This is a genomic window from Candidatus Hydrogenedentota bacterium, assembly GCA_019637335.1.
Lineage (GTDB): Bacteria > Hydrogenedentota > Hydrogenedentia > Hydrogenedentales > JAEUWI01 > JAEUWI01.
In genome coordinates this window covers 18,103-43,011 of the sequence record JAHBVV010000041.1, presented here as the reverse complement: position 1 = coordinate 43,011, position 24,909 = coordinate 18,103, and the positions used below count along the sequence as shown (strand labels likewise).

General features: G+C 64.5%; 19 protein-coding genes. 9 read left to right on the top strand and 10 right to left on the bottom strand.

Features of this window, described 5'->3' with window-relative positions; translation table 11 throughout:
- Positions 1–910: 910 nt before the first annotated feature.
- The 4 genes from KF886_25675 to KF886_25660 form a co-directional block, all read right to left on the bottom strand.
- Positions 911–2,257 (bottom strand): alkaline phosphatase, encoded by a 1,347-nt coding sequence (locus tag KF886_25675; protein ID MBX3180752.1) that lies wholly within the window; start codon positions 2,255–2,257, stop codon positions 911–913.
- Between the two features lie 3 nt (positions 2,258–2,260).
- Positions 2,261–2,947, bottom strand: coding sequence for a YafY family transcriptional regulator (locus KF886_25670; protein MBX3180751.1), 687 nt, complete (start codon positions 2,945–2,947; stop codon positions 2,261–2,263).
- 85 nt (positions 2,948–3,032) lie between these two features.
- Positions 3,033–3,512 (bottom strand): hypothetical protein, encoded by a 480-nt coding sequence (locus KF886_25665; protein ID MBX3180750.1) that lies wholly within the window; start codon positions 3,510–3,512, stop codon positions 3,033–3,035.
- 4 nt (positions 3,513–3,516) lie between these two features.
- Entirely contained in the window at positions 3,517–4,452 is a 936-nt protein-coding gene (locus KF886_25660) for a response regulator (GenBank protein ID MBX3180749.1), read from the bottom strand.
- Positions 4,453–4,676: 224 nt separating this feature from the next.
- On the opposite strand from KF886_25660, the gene KF886_25655 reads away from it, so the two are divergent.
- The 5 genes from KF886_25655 to larE all read left to right on the top strand — a co-directional run bounded on the left by KF886_25655 (position 4,677) and on the right by larE (position 10,714).
- Positions 4,677–5,357: a hypothetical protein gene (locus tag KF886_25655; GenBank protein MBX3180748.1), complete on the top strand. Its 681-nt coding sequence runs from the start codon at positions 4,677–4,679 to the stop codon at positions 5,355–5,357.
- Positions 5,358–5,490: 133 nt separating this feature from the next.
- A complete protein-coding gene (locus tag KF886_25650; protein MBX3180747.1) occupies positions 5,491–7,281 on the top strand; it encodes a glucosyltransferase domain-containing protein in 1,791 nt (596 codons plus the stop codon).
- A gap of 24 nt (positions 7,282–7,305) precedes the next feature.
- Entirely contained in the window at positions 7,306–7,722 is a 417-nt protein-coding gene (locus tag KF886_25645; GenBank protein MBX3180746.1) for an RbsD/FucU family protein, read from the top strand.
- 237 nt (positions 7,723–7,959) lie between these two features.
- A complete protein-coding gene (locus KF886_25640; GenBank protein ID MBX3180745.1) occupies positions 7,960–9,708 on the top strand; it encodes a hypothetical protein in 1,749 nt (582 codons plus the stop codon).
- A 160-nt stretch (positions 9,709–9,868) separates the two neighbouring features.
- On the top strand, positions 9,869–10,714 hold the full coding sequence (larE, locus tag KF886_25635; GenBank protein ID MBX3180744.1) for an ATP-dependent sacrificial sulfur transferase LarE: 846 nt from the start codon (positions 9,869–9,871) through the stop codon (positions 10,712–10,714).
- 327 nt (positions 10,715–11,041) lie between these two features.
- On the opposite strand, the gene KF886_25630 is transcribed toward larE, so the two are convergent.
- The 4 genes from KF886_25630 to KF886_25615 form a co-directional block, all read right to left on the bottom strand.
- Entirely contained in the window at positions 11,042–11,563 is a 522-nt protein-coding gene (locus KF886_25630) for a superoxide dismutase family protein (GenBank protein MBX3180743.1), read from the bottom strand.
- Between the two features lie 304 nt (positions 11,564–11,867).
- Positions 11,868–13,385, bottom strand: coding sequence for a hypothetical protein (locus KF886_25625; GenBank protein ID MBX3180742.1), 1,518 nt, complete (start codon positions 13,383–13,385; stop codon positions 11,868–11,870).
- Position 13,386: 1 nt separating this feature from the next.
- Complete coding sequence (locus KF886_25620; GenBank protein ID MBX3180741.1) at positions 13,387–14,793, bottom strand: neutral/alkaline non-lysosomal ceramidase N-terminal domain-containing protein; 1,407 nt, start codon at positions 14,791–14,793, stop codon at positions 13,387–13,389.
- 79 nt (positions 14,794–14,872) lie between these two features.
- Positions 14,873–17,362 (bottom strand): Na/Pi cotransporter family protein, encoded by a 2,490-nt coding sequence (locus tag KF886_25615; protein MBX3180740.1) that lies wholly within the window; start codon positions 17,360–17,362, stop codon positions 14,873–14,875.
- Between the two features lie 254 nt (positions 17,363–17,616).
- Here KF886_25615 and KF886_25610 point away from each other — a divergent pair, with 254 nt between their 5' ends.
- Positions 17,617–18,636 (top strand): aminotransferase class I/II-fold pyridoxal phosphate-dependent enzyme, encoded by a 1,020-nt coding sequence (locus KF886_25610; GenBank protein ID MBX3180739.1) that lies wholly within the window; start codon positions 17,617–17,619, stop codon positions 18,634–18,636.
- A 41-nt stretch (positions 18,637–18,677) separates the two neighbouring features.
- On the opposite strand, the gene KF886_25605 is transcribed toward KF886_25610, so the two are convergent.
- Both KF886_25605 and KF886_25600 read right to left on the bottom strand, forming a co-directional pair.
- On the bottom strand, positions 18,678–20,228 hold the full coding sequence (locus KF886_25605; protein ID MBX3180738.1) for a hypothetical protein: 1,551 nt from the start codon (positions 20,226–20,228) through the stop codon (positions 18,678–18,680).
- Positions 20,221–22,557 carry a neutral/alkaline non-lysosomal ceramidase N-terminal domain-containing protein gene (locus tag KF886_25600; protein ID MBX3180737.1) on the bottom strand — a complete coding sequence of 779 codons (2,337 nt, stop codon included), beginning with the start codon at positions 22,555–22,557 and terminating at the stop codon, positions 20,221–20,223. The genes KF886_25605 and KF886_25600 overlap by 8 nt, the downstream gene beginning before the upstream one ends.
- Before the next feature lie 222 nt (positions 22,558–22,779).
- Here KF886_25600 and KF886_25595 point away from each other — a divergent pair, with 222 nt between their 5' ends.
- The 3 genes from KF886_25595 (at position 22,780) to KF886_25585 (ending at position 24,810) form a co-directional block, all read left to right on the top strand.
- Positions 22,780–23,331, top strand: a complete 552-nt coding sequence (locus KF886_25595) for a DJ-1/PfpI family protein (GenBank protein ID MBX3180736.1) — start codon at positions 22,780–22,782, stop codon at positions 23,329–23,331.
- Between the two features lie 276 nt (positions 23,332–23,607).
- Positions 23,608–23,889: a hypothetical protein gene (locus tag KF886_25590; protein MBX3180735.1), complete on the top strand. Its 282-nt coding sequence runs from the start codon at positions 23,608–23,610 to the stop codon at positions 23,887–23,889.
- A gap of 69 nt (positions 23,890–23,958) precedes the next feature.
- Entirely contained in the window at positions 23,959–24,810 is an 852-nt protein-coding gene (locus tag KF886_25585) for a sugar phosphate isomerase/epimerase (GenBank protein ID MBX3180734.1), read from the top strand.
- The last annotated feature ends 99 nt before the right edge of the window (positions 24,811–24,909 follow it).

Here is a 24,909-nt window from a genome sequence, read left to right as displayed (position 1 = left end):
TCCTTACTTACAAAGGATGTATTCGTCATTCCCGCGAAGGCGGGAATCCAGAGGGTTTGCGAGGTTAACGTTGCATGGTCTCTGGATCCCCACTTTCGTGGGGATGACGGTGCTCGATCACCGAGAGCCGCCACCGTTGGGTGCGACGAGGGCGACTACTTCAGACGGCTAAAGTGTTGCTTGCAATCAAGAAACCCATCCCCGTATGGCGTAGAAATTAGTTACGGAGCGAAAATTCCAGGGAGAATTTCGGGGCCGTTCCGTGAATTGCGCGACCGGCAGTCTTTTTACCACGGATTACACCGATGACACGGATTGAAGCGACACGCAGACCAAACAAGAAGAAGAAGCAGCCCGCCACCATATCAACCCCGCTACAATTCCGATGCTGAACAATCCGAACAGGCCACCTTGGAAACAGCACGCAGCCGCCTGCACACCCCAACGACCGAAATCATTTTCTATCCGTGTCATCAGTGCAATCTGTGGGCATAATTCTTGACCGCCGCCCGCGGCTGCTCCCGATGCATTCGTGTGCATTGGTGTTCATTCGTGGTTAAGAATGTACTCTCTCGATCATCCACCCAATCCATCTGCGTACCAGAAATCACCCCATGCGATCTCTGCGTTCTCTGCGGTCAAAGCTTCGTCTCTCTTCCTCTTCGTGACCTTCGCGCCCTTCGTGGTGATCATTTCTTTGGTTGCGGCCAGAGGCTGCGCTGTGTCATCCGTGGTCACAAATCCTGTTCGCGGCCAGCCGCTGCCCCAGGTGCATTCGTGGTTTACTCGCCCCACGCAGGCATAAAACCGCGCCATCCCCTTTCCTCTCGGGCGTCCGCCCCGCCGGAAATACGAACGGGCGGGCCGCATTCGCCGCGGCCCGCCCGACAGATCCCAGACTTCTCCCCGCTCAGCGCCAAACGGAACGAATCACCTTCGGCACATCCGTATTGTCGATAAACGGGCCGTAGAACGGATCCTCACCCTTCACGTGCTCCAACAGCTTCTCGGAGCCCGCGCCCTTCGCAAAGCACGGCACCGGCTGGTTCGTGTGGCCGCCCGTGTGCCACGAGTGGCCCGGAACCTGGCCCTTGCCCTTGTTCTCCAGCGCTTCCCACTTCTCGCCGGCGTTCGGGCCGCAAAGATAGCCAGTTTCGTGATCCGCGGTGATGATCAACAGCGTCTCATCCCAACTGCTGTTCGCCTCGACCCACGCCACAACGCGCTCTATTGCCTGGTCGAAATCCCGCTGCTCCTCGATTAGCCGCCCGATCACATTCGCGTGGCCGGCCCAGTCGATTGCGCCGCCTTCCACCATCATGAAGAAGCCGTCCGGATCCCGCGAAAGCACATTGAGCGCCCCTTCCACCATCAGCGCGAGGCTCGGCACGCTGGCGATCGGCGGCACAACATCCGGGTCCGCTTTCTTGTCCCCGTCGCGGTTGCCCTGAAGCGTGGCGCCCACCGGCGCAATGCCCAGCACGCGCTTCGGCGCATCCGGCCCTTTTAACGCCTCGAATCCGGCCAGCGAGTCCACCAGCGTCCACGGATCCGGCTGCCCGTCGCCATCCGCGTCGCCGCCGAGCGTCCCCGCCACGGCCTCGCGCCAGACGGCCTCGCCGCCGATGCGCTTGTAGTCGCCCTCCGTCTTGAAGGGGTCCTCGCCCAGGCCGCCAACCTGCTTGCCGTTGTCGTCGAACCACGGGTGCCCGGTCGCCATGATTACGTCCACCGCACTGTTCCGCAACATCTTCTCCGCCAGGATATCAATATCATTGCGCGTGCTGTGGTGCGCACAGAACCCCGCCGGCGTCGCGTGGCTGATATACACCGAACTGAGCACCCCCGCCGACTTGCCCATCGCCTTCGCGTCTTGGTACAGGTGGCGCACCGGATTGCCGTCCTTGTCCACGCCAATGGCCTTGTTGTACGTCTTTACCCCGCAGGAAAGCGTCGTCGCGGCTGCCGCGGAGTCCGTTGCGCCCTTCAGCACGTACTTGAAATCCGCCGCCGCCAGGGCGGGATCGTATCCTTCGCCATCCGAAGAATACGTCGTCATCGCGAGCGTCTGAAATTCCCAGTAGGGCTGCCCCTTCGGCTCGCCATACACATACAGGCTCGCCGCCTGCACCTGATGAAATCCCATGCCGTCGCCCACCATCAGAATCACGTTTTTCGGACCGGCGTCCGCCGCGGAAGCCGCGCCGGCGCAAAGCGCGGCCGCGGCGATCAGGATCTGTCTGAATCTCACTTTCATTGCTTACCATACCTCCTTTTCAACGGATGCTATATACGCCTCCAGGGTCTTCCCTGGCTCGGTTACAAAACGCTCGCCGGTCAGCGAAATCGCGCTCGCGCGATCCACACGGAAATTTCTGAATGCGCGCCGGAGTTCGCACCACGCCGCGAACGACCACACGCTTCCCCAGAAAAACAGGCCCAGGGGACGCGCCGTCCGCGACGACGCCGCGCCATCCGCGCGCTCGTATTCGAATTGGATTCTTTCGCAGCGCACGATGCCCTCACGGACAATCCCCAGCTTCTCGCGAACGAAGGGATCAATGTGAAAATCCGGAACGCGCAGGGTTCGGCTTTCGAACTCCGAAAGCAGCGCCGGCGGGGCCACCGCCCGCACCTTGTCGAGCACCGCGCGGGCCGCCTGTTCCAGCGCGGGATCGCCCCACGCCTGCACCATCTGCGCACCCAGCGAGAGCGCCTGGGCTTCCTCGCGGCTGAACATCAGCGGCGGCAGGTCAAAGTCGCGGCGCAAGATATACCCCACGCCCGCCTCGCCCTCCACCGGTACGCCCGACAGAATCAACGATTGAATATCGCGGTAAATGGTGCGATCAGAGACCTCGAGCGCGATCGCGAGGTCCCGCGCCGTTATCGTGCGCGAGCGGCGAAGTAGCATCACCAGCTGAAAGAGCCGTTCCGCCTTGTGCATGTGCTCCTCAAGAACCGCGCCGGAACAGGCGCCGCCGAACCGCACGGCATCGTACCACAAACGGAATGGCCGTGTCCCGGCGGCGCTACGAGCCCGGGGCCGCCCGCCAGCGGCCATTGCCATCGAGGTGAAGGCGGCGCTTGACGTGCGGGTACTGAATCTCCAGCCAGACGGGATCGGGCGCTCCCGGCTCCGCGACCGGCGGAAATACATACACGCGAAGCGGCCCCTCCGCTTCTACGCCGCTATTCCGGAACACCTGCCCCCCGGGCTCGCGAAGCAACAACGGCAATGCCGCCTCATAGGCGTCCCAGGGCGGCGAGAGCGACATCGCAAGCCGCACGCCACCGGGGCCCGCGGCCATCCAAACCGGCTCGCCGCGCCAACGCGCCACGGGGCGCGCGCCTATGGCCTTGATTTCCTCCTGGTAGCCGTCCCAGGCCGGCGCACACGCCGCACACCGCCGGGCAAGCTCGCCTGGCGGCAGCTCCCGCATGTTGAGGATAGTGAAAAAGGCCGCCAGCGCCACAAAACACGCGGCGCCGGCGGCCAGAAAATAGCGCATGGATTCACCGATCGCTGCGGCGGCGATCCACGAAGGCCGCGCTCTTGCCATCTTTCGGGTGCGCCATCTGACGCACCTGCGCCAGCACCTCAAACATCTTCTTCGCGCTCTTGAAGGAACGGTATTGCGTGTGCGCCACGCCAACCGAAAGCGCCATCAACTTGCAGCGCACCTCATTCCCCTGGCGATCCGTCGCCTTGACGTAGCCCTTCTGGACCTCTTCGGGCGTGTAAAGCTCCTCCACCTGCCGGTCAAACTGGCTACACAGGCTCTGCGTGAAGCGCTCGTGGTCCTCCAGCTTCAGCGACACCACAAAATGTTCCCCGCCCATGTGCGCGATGAAACTCTCGTAGAAGCCCATGTCCCGCGCCATGCTCACCAGCAGCCGCGCCATGAACTCCAGCGCCTTCTGCTGCCCGTCCGCGCCGCGCGTCGCGCAATACGCCTTGTAGCCAATCATGTCGATATAGACCACCGCGATCGCTGTGTCCCGCGCCAGCAGGTGATTGATCTCGCGCTTCGCCGCGTCCGTGCCCGGCAAATTCGTAACCCGGTTGCGATTCCCGAGCGACGCGGTCAGCGCCGTGAGCGACGCGATCTTGTCCATCAGCCGCTCAAGCTTGAATGGCTTCACCAGGTAGTCATCCGCGCCCTGCTCCAGCCCGTGCAGGATCTCCGGTTCCTCGCCAAGCGCCGTAAGCACCAGAATTGCGTGCTTGTACAGCTCCGGATCCTTCCGCATACGCCGGCAGATTTGATACCCCGTCACCCCGGGAAGCATGATATCCAGTATCGAGATATCCGGCTTCACGCGCTTCGCAAACTCAAAAGCGCCCTCCCCCGTGTTTATCACGTGGGTCTCGTGGCCCTCCGCGTTCAGTTTGGTCTTGATGAGTTCCGACAAATCGACGTCGTCGTCAACCAGAAGGATTCTACTCATTTACGGCTTCCTGTCGTTTCCCTGCCCCGCGTCCGCAATGGCGTTGAACCTCATTATACATAAAACCCGGGGGCGGGGCGAATACGCCGATCGCGGCCCCATCACGTCGCCAGCCCATGCGGATTCACGTAGTTTACCCGTTTTACGGAATCATGTTTGTAAGACCCGCGCTTCCTGTGTTACCCTTCCTTCGTGAATACCGCCTTAACCAAGGAGTTGCCGCGATGCGACATTTGTTTATCCTGCCACTCACCATCCTCGCCGCGATACCCATGATCGCGGGCTGCAAATCGGAACCCGCAGCCCCGCCCGAACCCGAGGCGCCGCCGCCAAAGACAACCCAGGAAATCTATTCGGACTACAAGGCCGCGTTGCAGCCGCTCTTCGCCGGCGTGAACGGCGGGTTCATGGATGGCATGAAAGAGCCGGTTATCAGCGCCTTCCGCACCAAGCAGTCCCAGTACAGCACCGAGATTAATGAGCCGGAAGCCGTCGGAAACATCGAGCGCGATATTTCCACCGCCATCGGACAGGCCTCCGACAACGAACAATGGTACGCGCTGGACGCATTGCTCGACGTGCATAAACAGCTCAATCCGACCAGCCAGCGTTATACCACCCAACGGCGTAGGGCCGACCTCATGCTCGCGCGCCCCTGGATCCAGGTGACCGGCTTCGCGACCATTGACGCCGGGGACCTCGTCGTGTTCCTCTCGGTCATCGACCCCAAGACCCGAAAGAAGGACGACCTGCGCGTACGCGAAGGTGAAGAGTTCTATCCGGACGAGGAAGGGAAGGACATACTCCGCCTCGTCCGCGTGATTGGGGCTCAGTCCGCCGTGGAATTCGAATACCTCCGCCTCCCCGGCGAAACCTGGGAGGTGCCGGGGCCGCGAAACAACTGACCGCCCCGTACCGTGAAGCTACCCGCTGGCGTGCGCTATCGCGCGCGCCAGCTTTTTTATTGCCCCGGCCCGCCGCGATGCGCTAGGCTGTCCGCGGCGGGGCGCACGGGTTTCCGCATGGCCTGAGGTGTACATGTCAAACAAGCATTTCTTCGCAATTGTGGCCGGGGCTATCATCCTGTCGGGCTTCCTCGCCTACGCCAATACCTTCGCCGGCGACTGGGTCTGGGACGATGTCTCCTCCGTCCTCCTGCACGAGCATGTCCAGGATCCGGGCAAACTCTTCCAGCTCTTCCGTGAAGACCAACACGCGTTCGGGCGGGGCCAGGGCAATTTCTATCGCCCCCTCGTTTCGGTGAGCTTCATGCTGGATTTCGCACTGTCCCATGACGAAGTGCTCGACAGCAGCGAGGCCAAGGGCTACCCCGATGTAAAGCCCTTTGTCTTCCACCTCACCAACATCCTGTGGCATATCGCGGCGGCAATCCTGCTGTTCGCCCTGCTCGTCCGCCTCGAAGCGCCACGCGCCATCCAGGCCATTGCGCCAATCCTCTTCGTCCTCCACCCGATGCACACGGAGGCCGTCGCCTATATCAGCGGTCGGGCCGACATGATGTCCGCCGTCTTCATCCTCGCCGCACTGCTGTGCGCCACCGCCGAGGCGAAAGGCAAGCGGCGGGCAATCATGCTCGGGTTGAGCGGGCTCTTTTTTGTCCTCGGCCTCTGCAGCAAAGAATCCTCCACCATCTACCCGCTGCTGCTCCTGCTCCTGATCGCACTCCGGCCCACGGCGGATGGCGCCCTGCCCGGCCGCGCCGAATGGAAAGCCCGCAGCACGCCCCTCGCCCTTGCCGCCGCAATCCTCGCGGGCTACGGCGCACTCCGCATGACCGTGCTGAAATTCAGCGAAGGCGGCGAATCCGCGGGAAGCGGCCTCGGACAGCGTCTCCTCGAAAAGGGTGGCGATTCCGCCGCAATTGGCCTCGGCCAGCGCATCCTCGAAATCGGCCAGCACCTCCTCGAAATCGGCCAGCGCCTCGTTGAAACCTGCCAGGCATTCGCCTTCTATATTAAGACCCTCTTTCTCCCGACTGGCCTCCACATGGAACAGACCCTCGCCGGCGTGCCTGCCTGGACCGCCGTTATCGGGCTGCTCCTGCTCCTCGCGTGCGCCGCCGCCATCGTCTGGAGCATTCGCGCCGGCCACTACCGCATTGCGCTTGGATTCGCCTGGTTCCTCGCCGCCTGGTTCCCGATTTCGGGTATTTTCCCCCTCAATGCCCCCATGGCCGAACACTGGATGTACGTGCCCATGGCCGGCTTCTGGTGGGCCCTGCTGGAACTCGTGCTGCACGCCTCGAAAAACCTCCCCATACGCCCGCTGGCCCCCGCCGCCGCCATACTCGCTCTGGTTTTTCTCTTCCAGACCGTCGCGCGCAACCGGGACTGGCAAACCAACGAATCCATCTTCCGCGCCACCCTCGCGGAAAACCCCAATACCCTCCGGGTTCACTCCAACCTGGCCGTGACCTACGAGTATCTCGACATCAACCTCCCCGGCGCGCGCCGGCACTACGAGGCCGTGCTGGACGCCTACGACGCCCAGCGCGGTTCCGGATCGGCCGGCCTGATGCCCGATGAAATCCCCGTGCGCCTCTCGCTCGGCGGCATTCTTCTGCGCCAGCAGGCCTACAACGAAGCCTATGCCATTTACGGAAGCCTGCTGCCCCTGGGCCAGCAGGAGCAGTTCCGCGCGGATGCCGCCCGGGCCGCCTTCGGCGCGGGGCAGTGCCTACTGGGCCTCGGCGATTTCGCCGGCGCAAACCAGGCCATGCAACAGGCCCTCGCCTGGGACCCCGCCCTCGCGCCGCGATACCGCGCCATCATGCGTGGAGCCCCCCTGCCCGATATTCGCCTGCGCTGATTGCGGCGCTCAGAAAGAAGAACCATGCTGAAACATACCCTCATTCACCCGGAAATCCTCGAAGCCATCGGCGCGGCGGGCCACGGCTCCAAAATCCTGATCGCGGACGGCAACTATCCCGCAAGCACCAAGTGCGGAATCAACGCGGACCTCGTCTATCTCAATTTGCGGCCCGGCCTGCCCACCGTGACCGACGTCCTGGAGGCCCTCTTGACGGCCATTCCGGTGGAAGCCGCCCACGTGATGGCGCCGGCCGACGGCTCCACCCCGCCCATATTTCAAGAATTTCACGAAAGGCTCCCCGATCTGGAACTCACCCCCCTCGATCGGCACGAATTTTACACCGCCGCCGGCGATGATGACGCCTGCCTGACCATCGTCACCGGAGAACAACGGATCTACGCAAATTTGTTGTTGACGATTGGGGTCCGAATGCCGTAGGCTAGTTCCAGCGAAATCGTAGTTTTAGAACCTCGCCAGCCGCCTCGGGAGACGGCGCCGGGTTCTGATATAAGCCGCCACGGGAACGGGAGTTAGTGGGATCGGGCGGTTTCAGAAATTCGGTTTTTTCGTGTGGAGATTTCTTGACACATTGGGGAGCCCGTGCTATCATGGGCCTTATAACGACGCATCAGCGTAATACACTTATGCTAAAACACGTTACGGAGAAAAGCTTCCATGGCTGACGAACACAAAGAACCGGACGACAATGCGGAAGATCGTTTGGACACGCCCGGCGACTCCGGCTTGGGAAATCTGCCCCCCCTGAGTGATTTCGATTCCGGTGGTATGGACTCGGATGGTGGCTTGCCTCCGCTCGGAAACTTCGATTCCGGCGGCAGCCCGTCAGATTCCGCCGGCCTCCCGCCCATCAGCGATATCCAGGTCGAAACCCCCCAGCCGACCGGCGGCAATGTACGCCGCCCGCCCGCGGGCTTCGACAGCCAGGTGAACAACACCTTCTCAAGCGGCACCCCGGGCATCGACACCCCCGCCGGCACCACGCCGAGTGAAGGCGTCAGCCCGGTCGGCTCCGGCTTCCAGGACCTCGCCGCCGACAGCGACTTTTCGCCCGAAACCCCCGAAATCGGTCCCGGCCCCGATTCAAACATGGACACCCCCATGTTCGACAGCGCCTTCGGCGGCGGCAGCGGTTCCGGCTTCGGCCGCGACACCGGCGCCCCCACGCAGGCCATGGAAACCCCCATGTTCGGCCAGCAGCGCGGCTTTGACGCCGGCGCCTTCGGCGGCGGCAGCGGCGGCGACTTCGGCATGGGCGGCGGCACCCCCGCGCCCGACTTCTCGCCCGACACCGACATGCGCGCCCCGATGGGCCGCCAGGTCGCGAGCGAATCGGTCGGCGGCGGCGGGCGTGGCGGCGGCAGCCCCCTCGCCCTGGTCATTGCGGCGGTAATCGCGCTGGTCATCGGCATCGCGGCCGGCCCCTATGCATCTTCCTTCCTGCCGCTCCCCAACCCGATGAAGGCGGAGCTTGAATCCCGCACCGCCGACGTCCAGCGCCTCACCAGCGAAAACGGAACCCTTCGGGCCCGCGTGAACGAGTTGATGCCGTTGGTCGAGGGCCGCGAAGGTGGCCTGGAGCTCTCCCCCGAGCGCCTCGAAGAACTCCGCACCCAGATCATCGATGCCGAAAAACAGTTCGATGACAAACAGGCCGCGCTGAACGATGTCACCGCCAGGCTCGAAAGCACCGAATCCGAGCTCGATACCGCAACCGACGAGTTCATCACCCGCAGCGAAGAGCTTGACGCCCTCCAGAACACCCTCGCCATCACCCAGGCCCAGCACCGCGGCCTCGTGATCGAAGTCGACCGCCTCACGGGCCAGGTCGGCCAGCTCGCCGAAGCCGATGAGCGCCGCGCCGCCACCAAGGACGCCTTGGAGCACGCGATCGACCGCCTCTATATCAAGGTTAAGGAAGGCATTCCGCTCACCCCGGCGAAGTACGATCGCCAGGAGCGCATCCGGAAAGTGGAAGATCTCCGCGACCAGGTGGGCGGAGCCAAGTGGGTCACCCCCGCGCTCCAGAACGCCTTCAACGAGCTCTATCTCGCCGAACTCGCCATCGCCCAGTCCCAGGAATACTTCTACAGCAAGATTCCCGTGATTGACCAGTACGGCAGCCGCGTTAACAAGTGGGCCGAATGCGTGATGCGCGGCAACAACGAAGTGCTCTACCGCACCTTCGATGGCAAGAATATCGGATCGTTCCGCAACCTCGGCACGGGCGACCACCCCTCCTGGGGCTTCGACGAAAACCTGCCCCCGGCCGCCCGCAAGGAAGTGGAAGCGCGGATCATGAGCAGCCGCGTGGAGGGCTTCCAGGAAAAGATCCAGGCCCTCGCCGAGCGCGAAATATCGCTGGAAGACGAAACCCCCTTCCAGCGCGCCTTCAGCTCGCTGTAATATCCAGAATAGACGCCAGGCGGCGCGGCCCCCATGGGCCGCGCCGCCTTTCTTTTTCTGGGACGCCGAATTCCGCATTGCCGCCGGGAGGCGGAAGGCCGGCCATACATGTTAAAATGAAGGCCTGAATCGCAGGCTGGCAGCAACATTCCGAGGCAATATGGCAACGCAGACCATCCCCAACGCGGTACAGGAAAAAGAAGCGCGCCTCAAGGCGGCGCTGGAAGGGTACGGCGCCCTCGCCATTGCCTACTCCGGCGGCGTGGACTCCGCCTATCTCTCCGCCGTCGCGCACGAGGTGCTCGGCGATCGCGCGCGCATGATCCTGGCCGATTCTCCCAGTATCCCCCGCTCCGAAGTCAGGGACGCCACAGAACTCGCCGAGGCGCGCGGCTGGAACCTGACCGTCGTGCGGACCTCGGAATTCGAGAACGAGGATTTCCTCAAGAACGACGGAACCCGCTGTTACTACTGCAAAACCGAACTCTTCACCCAGATGGACGCCTTCGCACGGGATCACGGCATCACGGTCCTCGCCTACGGTGAAATCACCGAGGACCAGCTCGACCCAACGCGGCTCGGCGCCAAGGCGGCCCGGGAGCATCAGGTGGTCGCCCCCCTCGCCCAGGCCGGCCTGCACAAGGAAGAGATCCGCCGCCTCAGCCGCGCGCGCGGCCTCCCCACCTGGAACAAGGCCTCCTTCGCGTGCCTCTCCTCACGCTTCCCCACCGGTACGCGCGTCGTCCCCGAGGAAATGCGGAAAGTGGAAGCCGCCGAAGAGATCCTCAAGAGTCTGGGCTTCCACCAGTACCGCGCGCGGCACCACGGCGACCTCTGCCGCGTGGAAATCGACCCCGTCGATTTTCCACGCCTGCTCGACCCCACCACCCGCGACGCCGTCCTCGCCGGGATCCGCGAAGCGGGCTACCGCCACGTCACCGTGGACCTCGCCGGCTACCGAACCGGCAGCACGGCGGACCTCCCCCCGGACCCAAAGCTCCCATAACGAGCGCAGCAACGCCCACAACACCCCACCCTCCTCAATCCACCCCGATCCACCAGCGAACGCCAAAGTGGGATAAGCGTCCCCGCTTGTCATACCACCCGGCCAGGACCCCACAACACCGTCCCCCCGTTCAACTCAAGCCAAGCCACCCGTGCCACGCGATGGCGTCCCAGCGCCTTCGTGTGCCTGGAGCAACGCAACCCCAACCTCTCCAGAACCACCCCGCACCAGCGGCTCGGTACACCGCCCGGCCCTGGCAAATAAACAGCGGGCCCGCCTCCATGGAGACAGGCCCGCCGATTCATTCCATTCGCCGGCGAACCGAGCTTATTCGTCCGCCGCGATGCCGATAACGCCCTGCGCGATACGTCCACCCGCGTCGCCCGTGGGCTGCGTCTTCAGGTCGTCCGTGCCCGCGTGCAGGATCATGCCGCGCCCGATGATGCTGGTGGCGCCCTCAAAGGTAATGTGCGAATCAACGCGCTTGTACGTCGCGTTGCCCTGGGCGTCCGCCTCAACATTCCCGAGGTCGCCCACATGCCGGTGCTCGTCATCGGGCCCCGCATGATCCGCGCCGTGCGGGTTGAAGTGGCCGCCCGCCTTCGTCCCGTCCGCGCTGCTGAGGTCGCCATACTGGTGAATATGGAAGCCATGCTTGCCGTTGGGCGTCAAGCCGCTGATCGTCCCCTCAATCAGCACGCCCTTGTCCGTCTTCGTAAACGTGATGACGCCCGCCGTCGAGTTGCCCTCGGTCGGCGAAAGCACGCAGATCGCTCTGGAAATCGCCGGCCCGTGGTCGTGATCGTGGTCGTGGTCGTGGTCGTGACCTTCGTGGCTGCTCGCCGTCATCGCGAATGCGGCAAGAACGGCGACGGCCGCGGCGCCTGCGTAACGTGCACTAAACTTCATGCTTCTTCTCCTTTGGGTTTGAACGATTCAACACAGGCGCGCCTTTCTCGCCGGACGCGCCCGGTGCGTGCTGCGCTTGGGGTTCCCGAGGGCGGTTCACCCCCCCGGGGTGGCGGCAATCGCCCCGCAACCGCCCGCTCCCGCGGAAAAGGCCAATGCCGTTCCGCAATGTATTGAAGGCGCCGCCTCAATTGGAGCCGCCCGCTTACCTACACTCTACAAGGTATGGCCGGAACGATACAACTCATCCCCCGCGGAAGAGAATCAGGGTGGTCGCCTCGTACCAGGCCGCGACATACAACAAGACGGCGCTAAGCAGCGTACAGCCCAGGAGGACAAGCAACGCGCGCGGCAACTGCGCACCCGCCTCCATAACGATAGCCTGGTCCCGCGCGCGGTCGCCAAGGTACCACCGGCGCACCGGAGACCAGAGAAACCCCCATGCCGCATGCGACCATACCGCGACGCCGAACGCCACAAGAATATAGGGCGGAAGCTCCAGGGCCAGCGTTATCACGTGATACGTCATGCCCGACGCCGTCGCCGACCACAGCGGGGCCATGGCAAAGCCCACCACCAGAAAGCTCGCCATGATTTTCAGCATTCCCAGAAAAAACGGCGGCATCAACGACAGGCCCGTCGTCAGAAACACGGTCTGAACAACAAAATTGTTGTAATACGTCGCGTGGGCCGCGGCGGCAATGTTACCCGAGGTATACGCTTCGCCCACATACTGGAGGCTGCCCTCCGTGAAGGTGCGCGAGACGTATTCGGTAAACAAATGGTTCAGTTCCGGATCCTGCATCCCAAGCGCCATCGCCCCGAAAAAACCGCCGAAATAGAGCCCGTATAGCGTGCGAATCAGCCGTCCGCGCAGGACGATTTCGCGCATCGCATCGCCGATTAGCGGAATGCGGGTCTGCGCAAGGCGGCGAAAGAGCGCCAGAAAGCCCAGCGTCGCTCCCAATGCCGCTATCAGCAGCGCCCCCCACGTGCCCCAGGCAAACAACGGCCGCGTGGGAACCGGACCCGCGTGCACGCGCGGCGGATCCGCGTCGCCGGATTCAAACAGTTCCGGAATAAGCTCCCGTATCCGCCCGCCCGGCTCCACAACGATGCTGCCGGGGGCGCCGCCGGACGAATCTCCAAACAGCGCCCGAAAATCATCGTGTGACGGCAGCACATACGACTTCACAAAGGCTGGTATCTGCGGGCGAAGCCGCCCCACAACGGCAAACGTCTCGCCATCGATCTCGAGCGGTCCCGCGCCGGTCAGATAGCCCGCAAGCACCTCGCGCGCGCCCGCAGCCGGAATGCGGCCGGACTCAAGCAACGGCGCCATCGCCTCCGCCGGCAAGTCCACCATAACCAGAGACGCGCGCGGAAAATAATCGAGGTTCGCCAGCGACGCCGTGCCCAGCGGATCCTCCAGTACCGAGCGCGTTCTGCCCGCGGCCTGCTCGCGCTCCAGCCGCCGAAGATCCCGGAGAATCGCGCGCACATTCTCACTCTCGCCCACGCTCTGGTCCAGGGAAAGCCGGCGGCTCCACGCCGCAATCGCGCTCGGGTCATCAATCACGTGGTCTTCGGTCCGCAGGGCCGAACTCCACGGCTGGGCGCGCAGCCAGCTCCCCTCAAGTATGGCGAGGACAAACAAGAGCGACACGGCAAACGCGATAAGCCCCGCCGCGATCAGTCCGTCCGGCCGCCCGGCCCGAGGTGCGGGCAACGCCATCGCGTCCGTGACCTGGCCATCCGCCATGTCAGGAGCGCCCTTCCGTAACCGCCAGCCCCTGGACCAGCGCCTGGAACAAGTCGGTGAAATACGCCTCTGTATTCGGGCCAAACCATCCCATCGGGCCGGTCTCGTAATTCAACGGAACGTCCCAGTAGTGCTTGTCCGGCGAAAGGTAGCCGCAATAGGTTGAGCAGAAACTCAAAGCCCACAAGTCCAGCCCGTGCTCCCGGGCCCATTCCTTCCACACCACGCTCGTCTCGCCACAGAAATCGAACGGCGTACCCACAAGGAACAAGTCGCCGATTCGGACTCCGTGTATCCAGCCCTCCCGGCGCAGACCAAGCAGATATCCGGCCGCCGGCGAAAGGCGCAAGTGCGGGCGGTTCTCAAACGGGCGCAACTGGAACGGCGGCATGCCCACCGCCGCGCCCGCCGGTGCGATATCCGCATGATCCGTGAAGGCCAGGGCATCGTCGCTCGCCAAAATGAGGCTGCCCAGCGCGCGCCCCATCGCGGTCACCCGGGCCCCGTCATCCTCGCCCTCCGGGGCCCGCGGGCCCATGGATCCCACCGCCCCGCCTAGATACAGGGCATCGTGACCCGTCTCCTCCTCGATAAAGCGCATCAGTTCGCCGGGGTATTCCGCGCTGAACGCCATCATGCGCGATCCGAATACCGTCGGATGCGCCGAGTAACTGGCCACATAGCACACGTCGCCATCGTCCTGCCGGACCAGCATGAAGCTGAGCTCCGAATCCACAGGCGCACCGTCCCGCGTGCGGTTGCGGATGTACTCCGGCGCGTCGGCGCTCCCCGCCGCAATGGAAGCCGGCTCCAGCGCGCCATGCGCCTCCACTGCGGCCTCCGCAAAGGCCGCGATAATCCGGGCCATGCGCGCTTCGTCATACGCCCCTCCGGAAAACTTCGAAACCAGCCCGGGCATGAAGCCCCCGGGGCCGCAATGCGTATGGCTTGCGTTGAACAGGATCTGGTCCGGCGTCAGCCCGGTCCGCGCACCCACCTGCTCCAGGACCGCGGACGAGAGATTCGGCGGGATGATCAACATGTCCGATCCGAGTATTACGGCGGTGTCCACACCGTCATGCAGCGCCAGCGCCCGAACATACAGCTCGTCGCGAACTCCCGTTGATTCCATACCGCCCTTCCGCCCCGAGTAGCCGCCCAGCGGCGCGCCGATCTCCGGCGTAATGGCCCGCTTCGCCCAGCCGGCGTGCAGCCGCCCCGGGCTGGCCGTCTTTTCGGATTTCGACGCGCTGGCGGCTATCGCGTCCAGCGCCGCGCGGTAGTAATCGCTCTCCCGATAGCGCGAGTCCTGGTACGCCGGCCACGGGCCAATCACGATAAGAAAAGCGGCGGCCAGCACGGCCGGCAGGCCAACAAACCCCGCGATTAACGTCTTCTTCCGAGTCACAACAGGCCTCTCCGGTAATGAAGAACACGCGTATCCGCCCCTGGCGCACTCGCGCCCCCGATCTCGGCCACGGCCGTAGTCAGGACGGCGACGACGTGACCTCCAGAATGCGGCCCGCGCGCTCCGCGATGTTGACCAGGTGATCGCCCACGCGCTCCAGGTGCGCCAGCGCGTCCAGGTAAATCACACCCGCCTGCACGTCGCATTCGCCCGCGTCGAGCCGCTTGATGTGCTCGTCCGTAAGGCGCTTCATCAGCATGTTCAAGCGTTCATCCAGCCGGTGCGCGTCCGAAACCGCCTTCGGATCCTCTTTCTCAAGCGTCCGGTAGATCGCTTCAAATTCCTCGTTCAGGTACTTCTGAGATTCCCGGATACCCGCGCGATCCGCCTCCGTCAGCGCGAGGCGCTGCTGGCCGAGCAGGCGGTGCAACTCCACCTGCGCCTCCGCATGGTCGCCCAGCCGCTCCGCATCGTTCACCGCGTGCAGAAGCGCGGGAATCAACGACGATTCATCCGTATCCAGGCTCGTCCGAGACAGCTCAACGAGATACCCCGTAATCTCGTGCTGCAACTTGTCTATCACGTCCTCGCGGGCCAGAATCGACTCCACAAACTCCGTCCGCCCGTCGCACAACAAGTCGCAACTCTCGTTCATGGACTTCTGCCCCTTCCGCACCATGAACAACACCTCCTTCACCGCCTGCTCCAGCGCGATCGCGGGCGCGCTCAACAACTTCGGTTCCAGATAGCGCAAGACCGAGTCCCGTTCCGAATCCAACACCGGTATCAGGAAATTGCACGCCCGCGCCATCGCCCCCGTAAACCCGAGAAACAGCACCACATTGCAAAGGTTGAAAGTCGTGTGAATGTTCGCAATATGGCGCAGCAGGTTCTCGTTTTCGCCGTGCAACACCTCGCCCGGCGTAAACCAGTTCACAAAACCCAGAAACAAGGGCTGGCCCGACCAGATCGGGATGAAAAACAGCACATACATATACGTCGCGCCGAAAACATTGAACAGCGTGTGGGCCAACGCCGCGCGCCGCGCGTTTCGGCTCGTCCCAATCGCCGCAAGATTGGCCGTGATCGTGGTGCCAATATTGTCCCCGAGAATCAGCGGAACCGCCGTGTAGAACCCGATCAGGCCCTGGCTCGCCAGCGCCAGAACCAGCCCCACCGTCGCCGAACTCGACTGGACCACCACCGTGGTGACCGTGCCAATCAGAATGCACAGCAACGCGCGGCCCGCCGGCATCATGCCGCCGTCCACCGGCGTGCAGTCCACCAGTTGAAACCACGCCTGAAACTCCGGGCTATACCGGAGAGGCTTCAGGATGCCCCCCATCGTCTGCATACCCAGAAACAGCAAGCCAAAGCCCAGAAGCACCTGCCCGAGAAACTTAAGCTGCTGGCGTTTCATGAACATCATCAGCAGCAGCCCCAGAAATATCGAGGGATACGCCAGATCATCCAGCTTGAACGCAATGATCTGCGCCGTCACCGTCGTGCCGATGTTCGCCCCGAACACCACGCCGATCGCCTGCTTCAGCGTCATCAGCCCCGCATTCACAAATCCCACCGTCATCACCGTCGTCGCGCTCGACGATTGGACCATGGCCGTCATCAGCGTTCCCGCGACCACCGCCATGAAACGGTTGCGCGTCATGAACTGCAAGATACTCTTCAGGCGCCGGTCGGCCATCCGTTGGAGCCCCTCGGACATCATCTTCATCCCGAACACGAACACAGCCAGCCCGCCCAGCAACACGACCGCCATCTGGGTGGCGTTGATCGCCATCGCCTCAAAATGAACGGTACGCACGTCGAAGCGCTGTTCCTCGCTCACGCCGGCGCGATTATCGTGTATCTCAACGTCCGCAAAATACCGCTGGACCTTGCTCCCGAGCGTCCATATCGTCTCCGCACGGCCACTCGCATCGCTGTACACACGCGTGTTCAGCATCCGCGCCCCCTCCGTCTCGCCCACCGCCCGAAAGTTGACCTCCACGCCGGACGCGGGCGTCCCGTCCGAATTCCACAGCCGAACGCCAACGGGGCCGACGCTGTCGCCCGTGCTCCCCTCGAGCGCCGCGCCGATTCGCTGCACCCCCGCCACCAGGCGGTACTCCACCGACCCCGCGTCGGGAAATTCCGGAAGTGACGCGTGGATTATGACATCGCCCGGATCCGTGCCCGCGATCACGTCCGCGCGCGCCGTGCCGGACACATCGGTGACCGCATCCAGCGTTGCCGTGCCACTTTCCGCAAACACCACCCCCTTATCCGGGTTTTCCACAACGAATCGGACCGCAACCCCCGGAACCACGTCCCGGCCGCCTTCGCCACCCAACAGCCCGGGCCGAACGGCGCTCTCGACCACCGCCCGCAGTGGCTTCGCAAAAGGTTCCCCGTACATCGCCATCTGGTGGTTGCCCGACGCATGCTTGTCCCAACTGATCCGCGCGGGAACCGCGTTCTCCGAGTTGCCACAAGCGGAAAGCAGCGCCGCCAGCACAAGCGCCAGGCCGATTGGGGCGCAATGCGAGCGCAAGATGTTCAAGAAGTTCATACAGAATCCCTGGTCGGAGGCGCGACACGGCAGGCAGCCCGCTTGCCGGGTGGTATGGCCCGATCCATACCCCGTTCCGAATACCCGGCACGGGACAGACGCGCCAACCTTAGCATTTTACGGCCAATTGCATCAATTCCGACACGCGCAAAAAACCCGGGCGCCCCTTTCAATGCCAGCGGCGAACCAGATACAATCCGGCGTGCTGTACCGTTCAGAATTAAGACCTTTTCAAGTGCTCAAGGAAACCCCCGATGGCCCGCCTCGTCGACCTCAGAAGTGATACCGTAACCCGCCCGGGACCCGCCATGCGCGCCGCAATGGCCTCCGCCGAGGTCGGCGACGACGTGCTGCGCGAAGACCCCACCGTCAACCGGCTCGAAACGTACGCCGCTGCCCTGATGGGCAAGGAAGCCGCACTCTTCGTCCCGAGCGGAACCATGGCGAATCTGATCGCCTTTCTCGTTCTGGGACGCCCCGGCGACGCCGTGATCCTCAGCGAACAATCCCACCCGGTGAACTACGAGGGCGGCAACCTGGCGCGCTTCGCGGGGCTGCTTGCGCGGCCGCTGCCCGGCGAACTGGGAAAAATCTCCCCGGCGCAGTTGGAAGCCGCGCTGGTGCTGAAAGACGACCCCCACTTCGCCATCACACGGGTCGCGGCCATCGAAAACACCACCAACCGCGGCAGCGGCGCGTGCTATACGCCCGAGGAGGTATCCGCCCTGGCCGCGATCTGCCGCGCCAACGGCCTCCGGCTTCACTGTGACGGCGCGCGCATCTTCAACGCCAGCGTGGCGCTGGGGGTGGAGCCCGCCACGCTCGCAGCCCCATGCGACACCATCAGTTTCTGCTGTTCGAAAGGCCTTGGCGCGCCGGCGGGGTCACTCCTGGCGGGCGACGCCGCCACGATTCACGAAGCGCGCCGCGCCCGCAAGCAACTCGGCGGCGGCATGCGCCAGGCGGGAATTCTCGCCGCCGCCTGCCTCTACGCGCTCGAGCACCACATCCCCGATCTGGCGGAGGATCACCGTCGCGCGAGCGTGTTCCGGGAGCGCCTCGAGGCCAGCGGATCGCGCTTTGTCCTCCCCTCGCCCACCAATATCCTCATGCTGCGCGCGCCGGAAGCCGAGCGCATCCAGGCCGATCTCGCGGAACGGGGCGTGCGGGTCTTCGCCGTGGGGCCGGAAACCCTGCGCATCGTCTTCCACCGCGACATCTCCGACGCCGATCTCGATCATGCCGTGGAAACCTGGCTGGCGGTTTCTCGCTGAAAGCGGCGCGCGATCCCGGCGCGCCTCCTGACCACGCCCCTCTATCCCCCCGGGCGCAGTTCTATCTCGGCCTCCAGTCGGACCGCGCCATCGCGGTAACCCGCGGCGATCCGGACCTCGGAAACCTCCCGTGTTCCCGCCATGAGCCCGTCCATCGTGGTCTGGAAGGACGCCAGCGAATGCCCGCGGATCAGGCCGCACTCCGCGTAAACCATCCCCGCTTCCTGGATGAGCGCCAGCGCCTCGGATGGCCGGATCCGGATATACAGGTCAGACGAAACCGCAACCGGAGGGCCGGCCGCCGGGATCTGCTCCAGGTGCGCCGCATGGAGCGCCAGACGCACGCCCCCCGGAACTGGCGCCAGCGCCGGCTCAAACACCGACCCCCAACCCTGCGGCCAGTGAACCACGCCACGGTCAGGATTGCGGTAGGGCGCATCGGCCAGGGGCGTCGCGTCCGGGCCGATCGCCGGAATCGCCTCCAGCCAGGCGGCGGCGTCCGCCCGCGTCTCCAGCCACACGTCCAGCTCCGGCAGAGGGAGCACGCCGTCCACGTCCACCCCCGTCCAGCGCAGGGTAAATCCCGGCCCCATCGCCTCTTGAAGGGCCTCCCGAAAACGTTCGCCAGCCTCGCCTTCGCCCGGGGCGAATCCCGGCCATGTCGCCGTCGTCCCGCTGAGCCAGCCACCCGCCATTTCATCCACCGCGCGCCAGACCGCCGGCAGCGGCGCGCCCAGATCACCGGCCACCACCACACCGCCGTTTGACGGAGCCGAAAGCGGCCCGCTGCTCCCGCCCGATCCGATCGCGTCCAGCGGGGCTCGCCACGCCGCCCGCATCCGGGCCTCGGCGTAAAACCGCACCATGCCGGGAGCAAACGCCAGCGCGAAATCCGCCCGCTCTATGTAGGCGCCCAGCGGATCGCTCTCGCGCGGCGCAACCGTTCCGTGCAAATCGCCCGCAGCGCTGCCGTCCCGGTCCTCGCGGCGCGCGAGCGATTCGTCGAGGGGAAGCGTCAGGGCCGCGATCAGCGCGTCGCGCGCCGGGCTGAATACCAGCGTGCGCCCGCGTACCGCGTAGTACACCCCCGATTCCGGCATACGGCGGAGTTCGAGCCCGCCCGCATAATCCACCTCGGGACCGCCGAAATACCGGTGGTAGCGCTCGATCAGGCATCCGATCCGGCTCATGCGCGTCACTACGAGCACGTCCGAAAAGGCAAGGGTGTCCTTTCCGGAAATGTAGCAGGTACCGGAAACCAGGTTGTTCAATACCCAGTCCGGAAGGCCAAAATTGTTGCCAAGCAACTCCGGTACCGCGTGGTAGCGCTCCGGGAGCACCCCCAGCCGCCACAGCGGCGATCCCGCCGCATCCTGGCGCGACGCCAGCAGCCGCGCCGCCTGAATACGGTACGTCTGCTCGCCCGGCACCAGCGCCTCCGCCGGCCACGTGTCCCGGGTCGTCCAGAAAATCCAGACCGCGCCCGCCGCCAACATAACAAGCATTACGCGCCGAAACGTGCGGCCCCGCGATCCGGGAGCACCGTACACCCCCGCCCCGCCACTGCTGTAACTTCGAATCGTCTCACTCATTTCGCGGCGCCTTCTTCAGCACGACTTCCGTGAATTCGCCCAGCTGGCCATCGGCCGCGGCAAACGCGAGGCCGGCCCTGAGGCGGCTCGGCGAAAACACGGCGGCATGGCGCACGCCCGTGTTCCACGCCCCCCCATCATCCACCTGATCCGGTCCGCGCTCCCGCAAAAACGCCTGAAGCGCGCCAGCATCCACCTCCGCCACATCCCCGAAACGCGCCGCCGCCAGCGCGTACCGCTGGCGGGCGTCCTCATCGGGATAATGCTCTTCCGGATCCACGGCCACAAGCAGGCCCTCGGATTGCTCCCGAACGGCTACCGACCGCCCGTAGGTGAGAACGGCGCCGCGCCAGCCTTCACGAGAAGGGCCCACCAGCAGCACGCGGTGGCCCGCCGCATGGTTCGCGGCGCGCAGGCGCTCCAGCGCGGCTTCATAGGTCGAATCAAACTGAAGGGATTCGCGCGCGATGAGCGGAAGAGGCGGCCCATTCGAATGTGCCGCCGCCGCTGGATCCCGCGTGACCGCCACCACTACCCCGGCGTCGTTCATCCCGGCCATCACCCCCCAGATGCCATCAAGACCCGCCTGCAAAAAGTACCGGCCGGTATCCGGTTCGACACGCGCCGCCGCCGGCCGTTCAAACAAACCCGAACCAAGCGTACACGCCACCGACGGGCCGCCATTGGATTTGGCGCCGCCGAGGTGCGCCATCATGGTATGCCCCACCGGCTGCCCCCCATCCGGGCCCTCCTGCGCGGGCGCGTTCTGCAGCAGCCAGGCCGCGTCGGGAGTCATGCCCGCGCCGCCGGAAAAGCCACGCAACTCGTCGATCCAGTGCTCGCCCAGACCCGCCAACCGCGGTCGGACCGATTGCGCCAGGGCGGGCAGCGCAACCGGAACCCGGTCAAGGAAGGGCGGCCAGAGTAACCAGCCATCGCCGGGAGGAAGCCACGCGCCACCCCGCACAGCCCCGGCTACGCGCGCCTCATACAGCCCCGGTATCAAATCCCGCATTTCGGCCCCGCGCTGGTATCCGCGCGCGTAGGCGCCGCCGCGAAACGACAGCAATACACCGCCCGGAAGGGCCTCCCGCTCCGCGGCGCCCGCGCTGGCCTGCGGCGTCTCAGCGTAAGGCTCCCCCGCAACCAGTGCGGCAACCTGGCCCACAAGCCAGTCCCCCGCATCCGGACCCAGCCAGTTCGGCAGGTCCACGTGTTCCGGCGCGGCCCACGCCGCCCGCGATACCAGCGCGCCGAGGTAACCGTTGGCCGGCCCCGCGCTCATTTGCGCCTCGTAGCCCGCCGCAATCGCGGTCGCTCGCAGGTCCCTGGCGACTTCCGCGGTGATTATACCGGGCACAAACGCAACAAGCAGCCCCTCCACGCCGATCAACTGAATGAGGGCCGTCGGCGGGAGGTAGGCCTCCCCGATGCCCTCGGGAACCGGAACCTCCCGGTGCATCACCGTCAACTTCGCGTCGTGAAACACCATGTCGTTCGCCACCGCCTTCGCCCGCACCGCGAGCAACCGCCCGATCGAGTCGATACGCGCCCACCCTTCGTTCCGCTCCGGATCCACCGCCCGCTGGCCCGCCGCGGACCCGTTCAGGAACATCGCCACACAACCCGGCTCCGTCAAAGCCTCCATTTCCCGGCAGTAAGCGCCCGGAAAATCCGCCGAGAAGCGATAATAATCCGACTCCGGAACCAGATCCGGCATCGCCCCGAAACTGGTCAGGATCGCGATGGCTTTCCCGTCGGCGTCGTCAACCCGGATTACCCCAATCTGTTCGTCGATCGGCGCTTCAGCCCCCCGGACATTCGCCGACAAAACGCGCTGCACCGCCGTGCCGTAACCCAGCGTCGCCCGGCGCTTCTGCTCCCGGGCCTGCGACATCGCCGTCACAACCGCGTCCGACACCGTGTCGATCATCTCCGGATGGTAGCGGCCCGCCGTCCAACGCCAGGGCAGCGACTCCGCCATCCCCCCGGGGCCATTGTGCGTGTGCGTCGCGGTTAGAATGATGGCCTCCGGCGACGCCAGGGACCCCGCGCGCTCCACCACCGTCGCCCGCAACCCCGGCGTCACGGCAAAAAGATCGAGGCTGACCACGAATACCGATGTATCGCCATCATCCAGGTACAGCGCGCGCGCCCAAATCGGGTCATGCTCGCCCGACGAAGGGCGGCCCAGCCGCGATGCGTCGCCATCAAGCGGCACGCCCCGCGGCGCGGCGATACGGGCCCGCGATGCGCCCGCCTCGAGCGCCTCAACGGCGCAGGGGCAAAGTAAAAGCGCTATGGCCCCGGCGAACAAGTAAGACTTCATAGATTCCGCACCCGCGTACCAGCTGAAAACCCGACCGAAATACGAAGCGGCAGTCTAACACGTTTGCGGCGCGGGGATAAATCCGCGATCCGCGCCCCGCGCCCCGGACCGGCTTTTCCATCCCTTCTTCGAAGCAATCACCCCGAAAATGCTATGATTACTGGAACTCAACACGGAAGAATCCACAAATCCAGCGCATACGGCAGATTAGGAGTTTCCACCATGCCCAAAGTACTCGTCCCCCTCGCACAGGGCTGCGAGGAACTCGAAGCGGTCACCATTATCGACCTGCTCCGCCGCGCAAACTTCGAAGTCGTCACCACCGGCCTGGACACCGCGCACGTCGTCGCCAGCCGGGGCGTCGTCCTCGTTCCCGACACCGACCTCGAGAGCGCCGCCGAATTGGACGACCTCGACATGATCGTCCTCCCCGGAGGGCTCCCCGGAGCCGATAACCTCGCCGGTTCCACCGTGCTGACCGCCCTGCTAAAGCGCATGCACGCCGAGGGCAAATATATCGCCGCCATTTGCGCCGCCCCGCGCGTGCTCGCCAAGCTCGGCATACTCGACGGAAAGACCGTCACCGCCTATCCCGGCTTTATCAACGCCGAAGACTTCCCGGAGGTCCGCTGCACCGGCGGGCGCGTCGAGCGCGACGGTAACGTCATCACCTCCCGGGGTCCCGGCACTGCTATGGACTTCGCCCTGACCCTCATCGAAATCCTCGGCGGCGAAAAAACCCGCCATACCGTCGAGACCGGGCTGGTCCGCTGAACCGAAGCCTGACCCGCCCGGAGAGTTGTCGGTTGTAGACCGGATCGTGGCATTTGGGCGTGAACTCATGTCGATTTGGAACCTTGATTCAAGGAATGTGAGCGTGTTGGAGCGCCGGCATCTCTGCCGGCAGGATCCAGGATTCGCCTCCGGCGATCAGCGCGTACGCGAAAGTTAAATGCGATTGCTCTGAACCCCGCCAGCTTGATTCAGCGGCCCCCACGCCGGTAGAGTACCCGTAGCGAACAGGCTACGGGGGCCCGCGAGGTGGATGGTATGCCGGACGATTTTCGCGATTATATCGACCCGATCCGGCCCAAGGCGCCAATCGACCGTCTGGAACACGAATCGGGCGGTCCCCCGCCGCCGCCCGCACACGCCGCCGTTCACGGGCAGGTGATCGCCGTGCGGCGCGGGCAGCAGCATAAGGAAGAAGGCCGGCACCGGCTCGATATCACCGTCGGCGACGGCGGCGACACCGAGCTTATCGTCAAGGTGCCGCCGGGAGCCTGCGCGCGCTGGGAAGGCAAGCGCGTCGTGGTCTACCTCGAAGAGTAGTAGCCCGATTGCGGAGCCGCTCCCGCGCAATTGACCTTTGGATCGTAAAAACCTAATAAGGAAACCAGCATGTTCTTTTCCGGTATCAGCGACGAAGCCGGACAGCCTATCGGCGTCCAGATCAAGGCCCACAAGCAACTCGGGTGGAACCACCTCGAACTCCGGATGATCGACGGCACCAATATCACCCAGATCTCGGACGATACCTTCGACGCCGTCTGCGAGGCGCTCGAAGCCGCAAAAATGAACGTCTCCTGCTTCGGCAGCGCCATCGCCAACTGGGCACGCCCCATTACGTGCGACCCCCAGCTCGATATCAGCGACCTCCAGCGCGCCATACCACGCATGAAGACCCTCGGGACCCCCTTCATCCGCGTCATGAGCTATCCCAACGACCAGAATAACCCCGTCGAGGAATCCGCCTGGCGCAACGAGGCCATCGCGCGCATGAAAACCCTGGCCAAAATAGCGGAGGACGGCGGAATCACCCTCGCCCACGAGAATTGCAGCGGCTGGGGCGGCCTTTCCGCTGACAACAGCAACATCCTCCTCGGCGAGGTGAACAGCCCCGCGCTCAAGGTCGTCTACGACACCGGAAACCCCGTCAGCTACAAGCAGGACGCCTGGGAGTACTACCAGAAAGTCCGCGAGCACATCGTCTACGTCCACATCAAGGACGCCAACATCGTGGACGGCGAGCCGGTCTACTGCTATTGCGGAGAAGGCCAGGGATTCGTCCGAGAAACCATCGCCGACCTGCTGGCGCGCGGATACGACGGCGGGTTCTCCATCGAACCCCACCTCGCCGCCGTCATCCACACCGGCGAAACCACCAGCGACAAGGAGTTGCTCTACAACTCCTACACCGAATATGGACGCCGGCTCATGGCCATCGTGGACGAAGCCAAAGCAGCAACCTGATTCCTGTCGGACCCAAAGTTCTTCGCCTCGGGAGCGCCCACTCCCGGGGCGTTTTCTTGGGGCCTCAACGTCTGATTTTCTATCCGTGTCATCAGTGCA

Bases quoted from the DNA above. Each gene is read 5' to 3' on its own strand.
- KF886_25675 (MBX3180752.1), bottom strand. From the start codon at position 2,257: ATGAAAGTGAGATTCAGACAGATCCTGATCGCCGCGGCCGCGCTTTGC.
- KF886_25670 (MBX3180751.1), bottom strand. From the start codon at position 2,947: ATGCACAAGGCGGAACGGCTCTTTCAGCTGGTGATGCTACTTCGCCGC.
- KF886_25665 (MBX3180750.1), bottom strand. From the start codon at position 3,512: ATGCGCTATTTTCTGGCCGCCGGCGCCGCGTGTTTTGTGGCGCTGGCG.
- KF886_25660 (MBX3180749.1), bottom strand. From the start codon at position 4,452: ATGAGTAGAATCCTTCTGGTTGACGACGACGTCGATTTGTCGGAACTC.
- KF886_25655 (MBX3180748.1), top strand. From the start codon at position 4,677: ATGCGACATTTGTTTATCCTGCCACTCACCATCCTCGCCGCGATACCC.
- KF886_25650 (MBX3180747.1), top strand. From the start codon at position 5,491: ATGTCAAACAAGCATTTCTTCGCAATTGTGGCCGGGGCTATCATCCTG.
- KF886_25645 (MBX3180746.1), top strand. From the start codon at position 7,306: ATGCTGAAACATACCCTCATTCACCCGGAAATCCTCGAAGCCATCGGC.
- KF886_25640 (MBX3180745.1), top strand. From the start codon at position 7,960: ATGGCTGACGAACACAAAGAACCGGACGACAATGCGGAAGATCGTTTG.
- larE (MBX3180744.1), top strand. From the start codon at position 9,869: ATGGCAACGCAGACCATCCCCAACGCGGTACAGGAAAAAGAAGCGCGC.
- KF886_25630 (MBX3180743.1), bottom strand. From the start codon at position 11,563: ATGACGGCGAGCAGCCACGAAGGTCACGACCACGACCACGACCACGAT.
- KF886_25625 (MBX3180742.1), bottom strand. From the start codon at position 13,385: ATGGCGGATGGCCAGGTCACGGACGCGATGGCGTTGCCCGCACCTCGG.
- KF886_25615 (MBX3180740.1), bottom strand. From the start codon at position 17,362: ATGAACTTCTTGAACATCTTGCGCTCGCATTGCGCCCCAATCGGCCTG.
- KF886_25610 (MBX3180739.1), top strand. From the start codon at position 17,617: ATGGCCCGCCTCGTCGACCTCAGAAGTGATACCGTAACCCGCCCGGGA.
- KF886_25605 (MBX3180738.1), bottom strand. From the start codon at position 20,228: ATGAGTGAGACGATTCGAAGTTACAGCAGTGGCGGGGCGGGGGTGTAC.
- KF886_25600 (MBX3180737.1), bottom strand. From the start codon at position 22,557: ATGAAGTCTTACTTGTTCGCCGGGGCCATAGCGCTTTTACTTTGCCCC.
- KF886_25595 (MBX3180736.1), top strand. From the start codon at position 22,780: ATGCCCAAAGTACTCGTCCCCCTCGCACAGGGCTGCGAGGAACTCGAA.
- KF886_25590 (MBX3180735.1), top strand. From the start codon at position 23,608: ATGCCGGACGATTTTCGCGATTATATCGACCCGATCCGGCCCAAGGCG.
- KF886_25585 (MBX3180734.1), top strand. From the start codon at position 23,959: ATGTTCTTTTCCGGTATCAGCGACGAAGCCGGACAGCCTATCGGCGTC.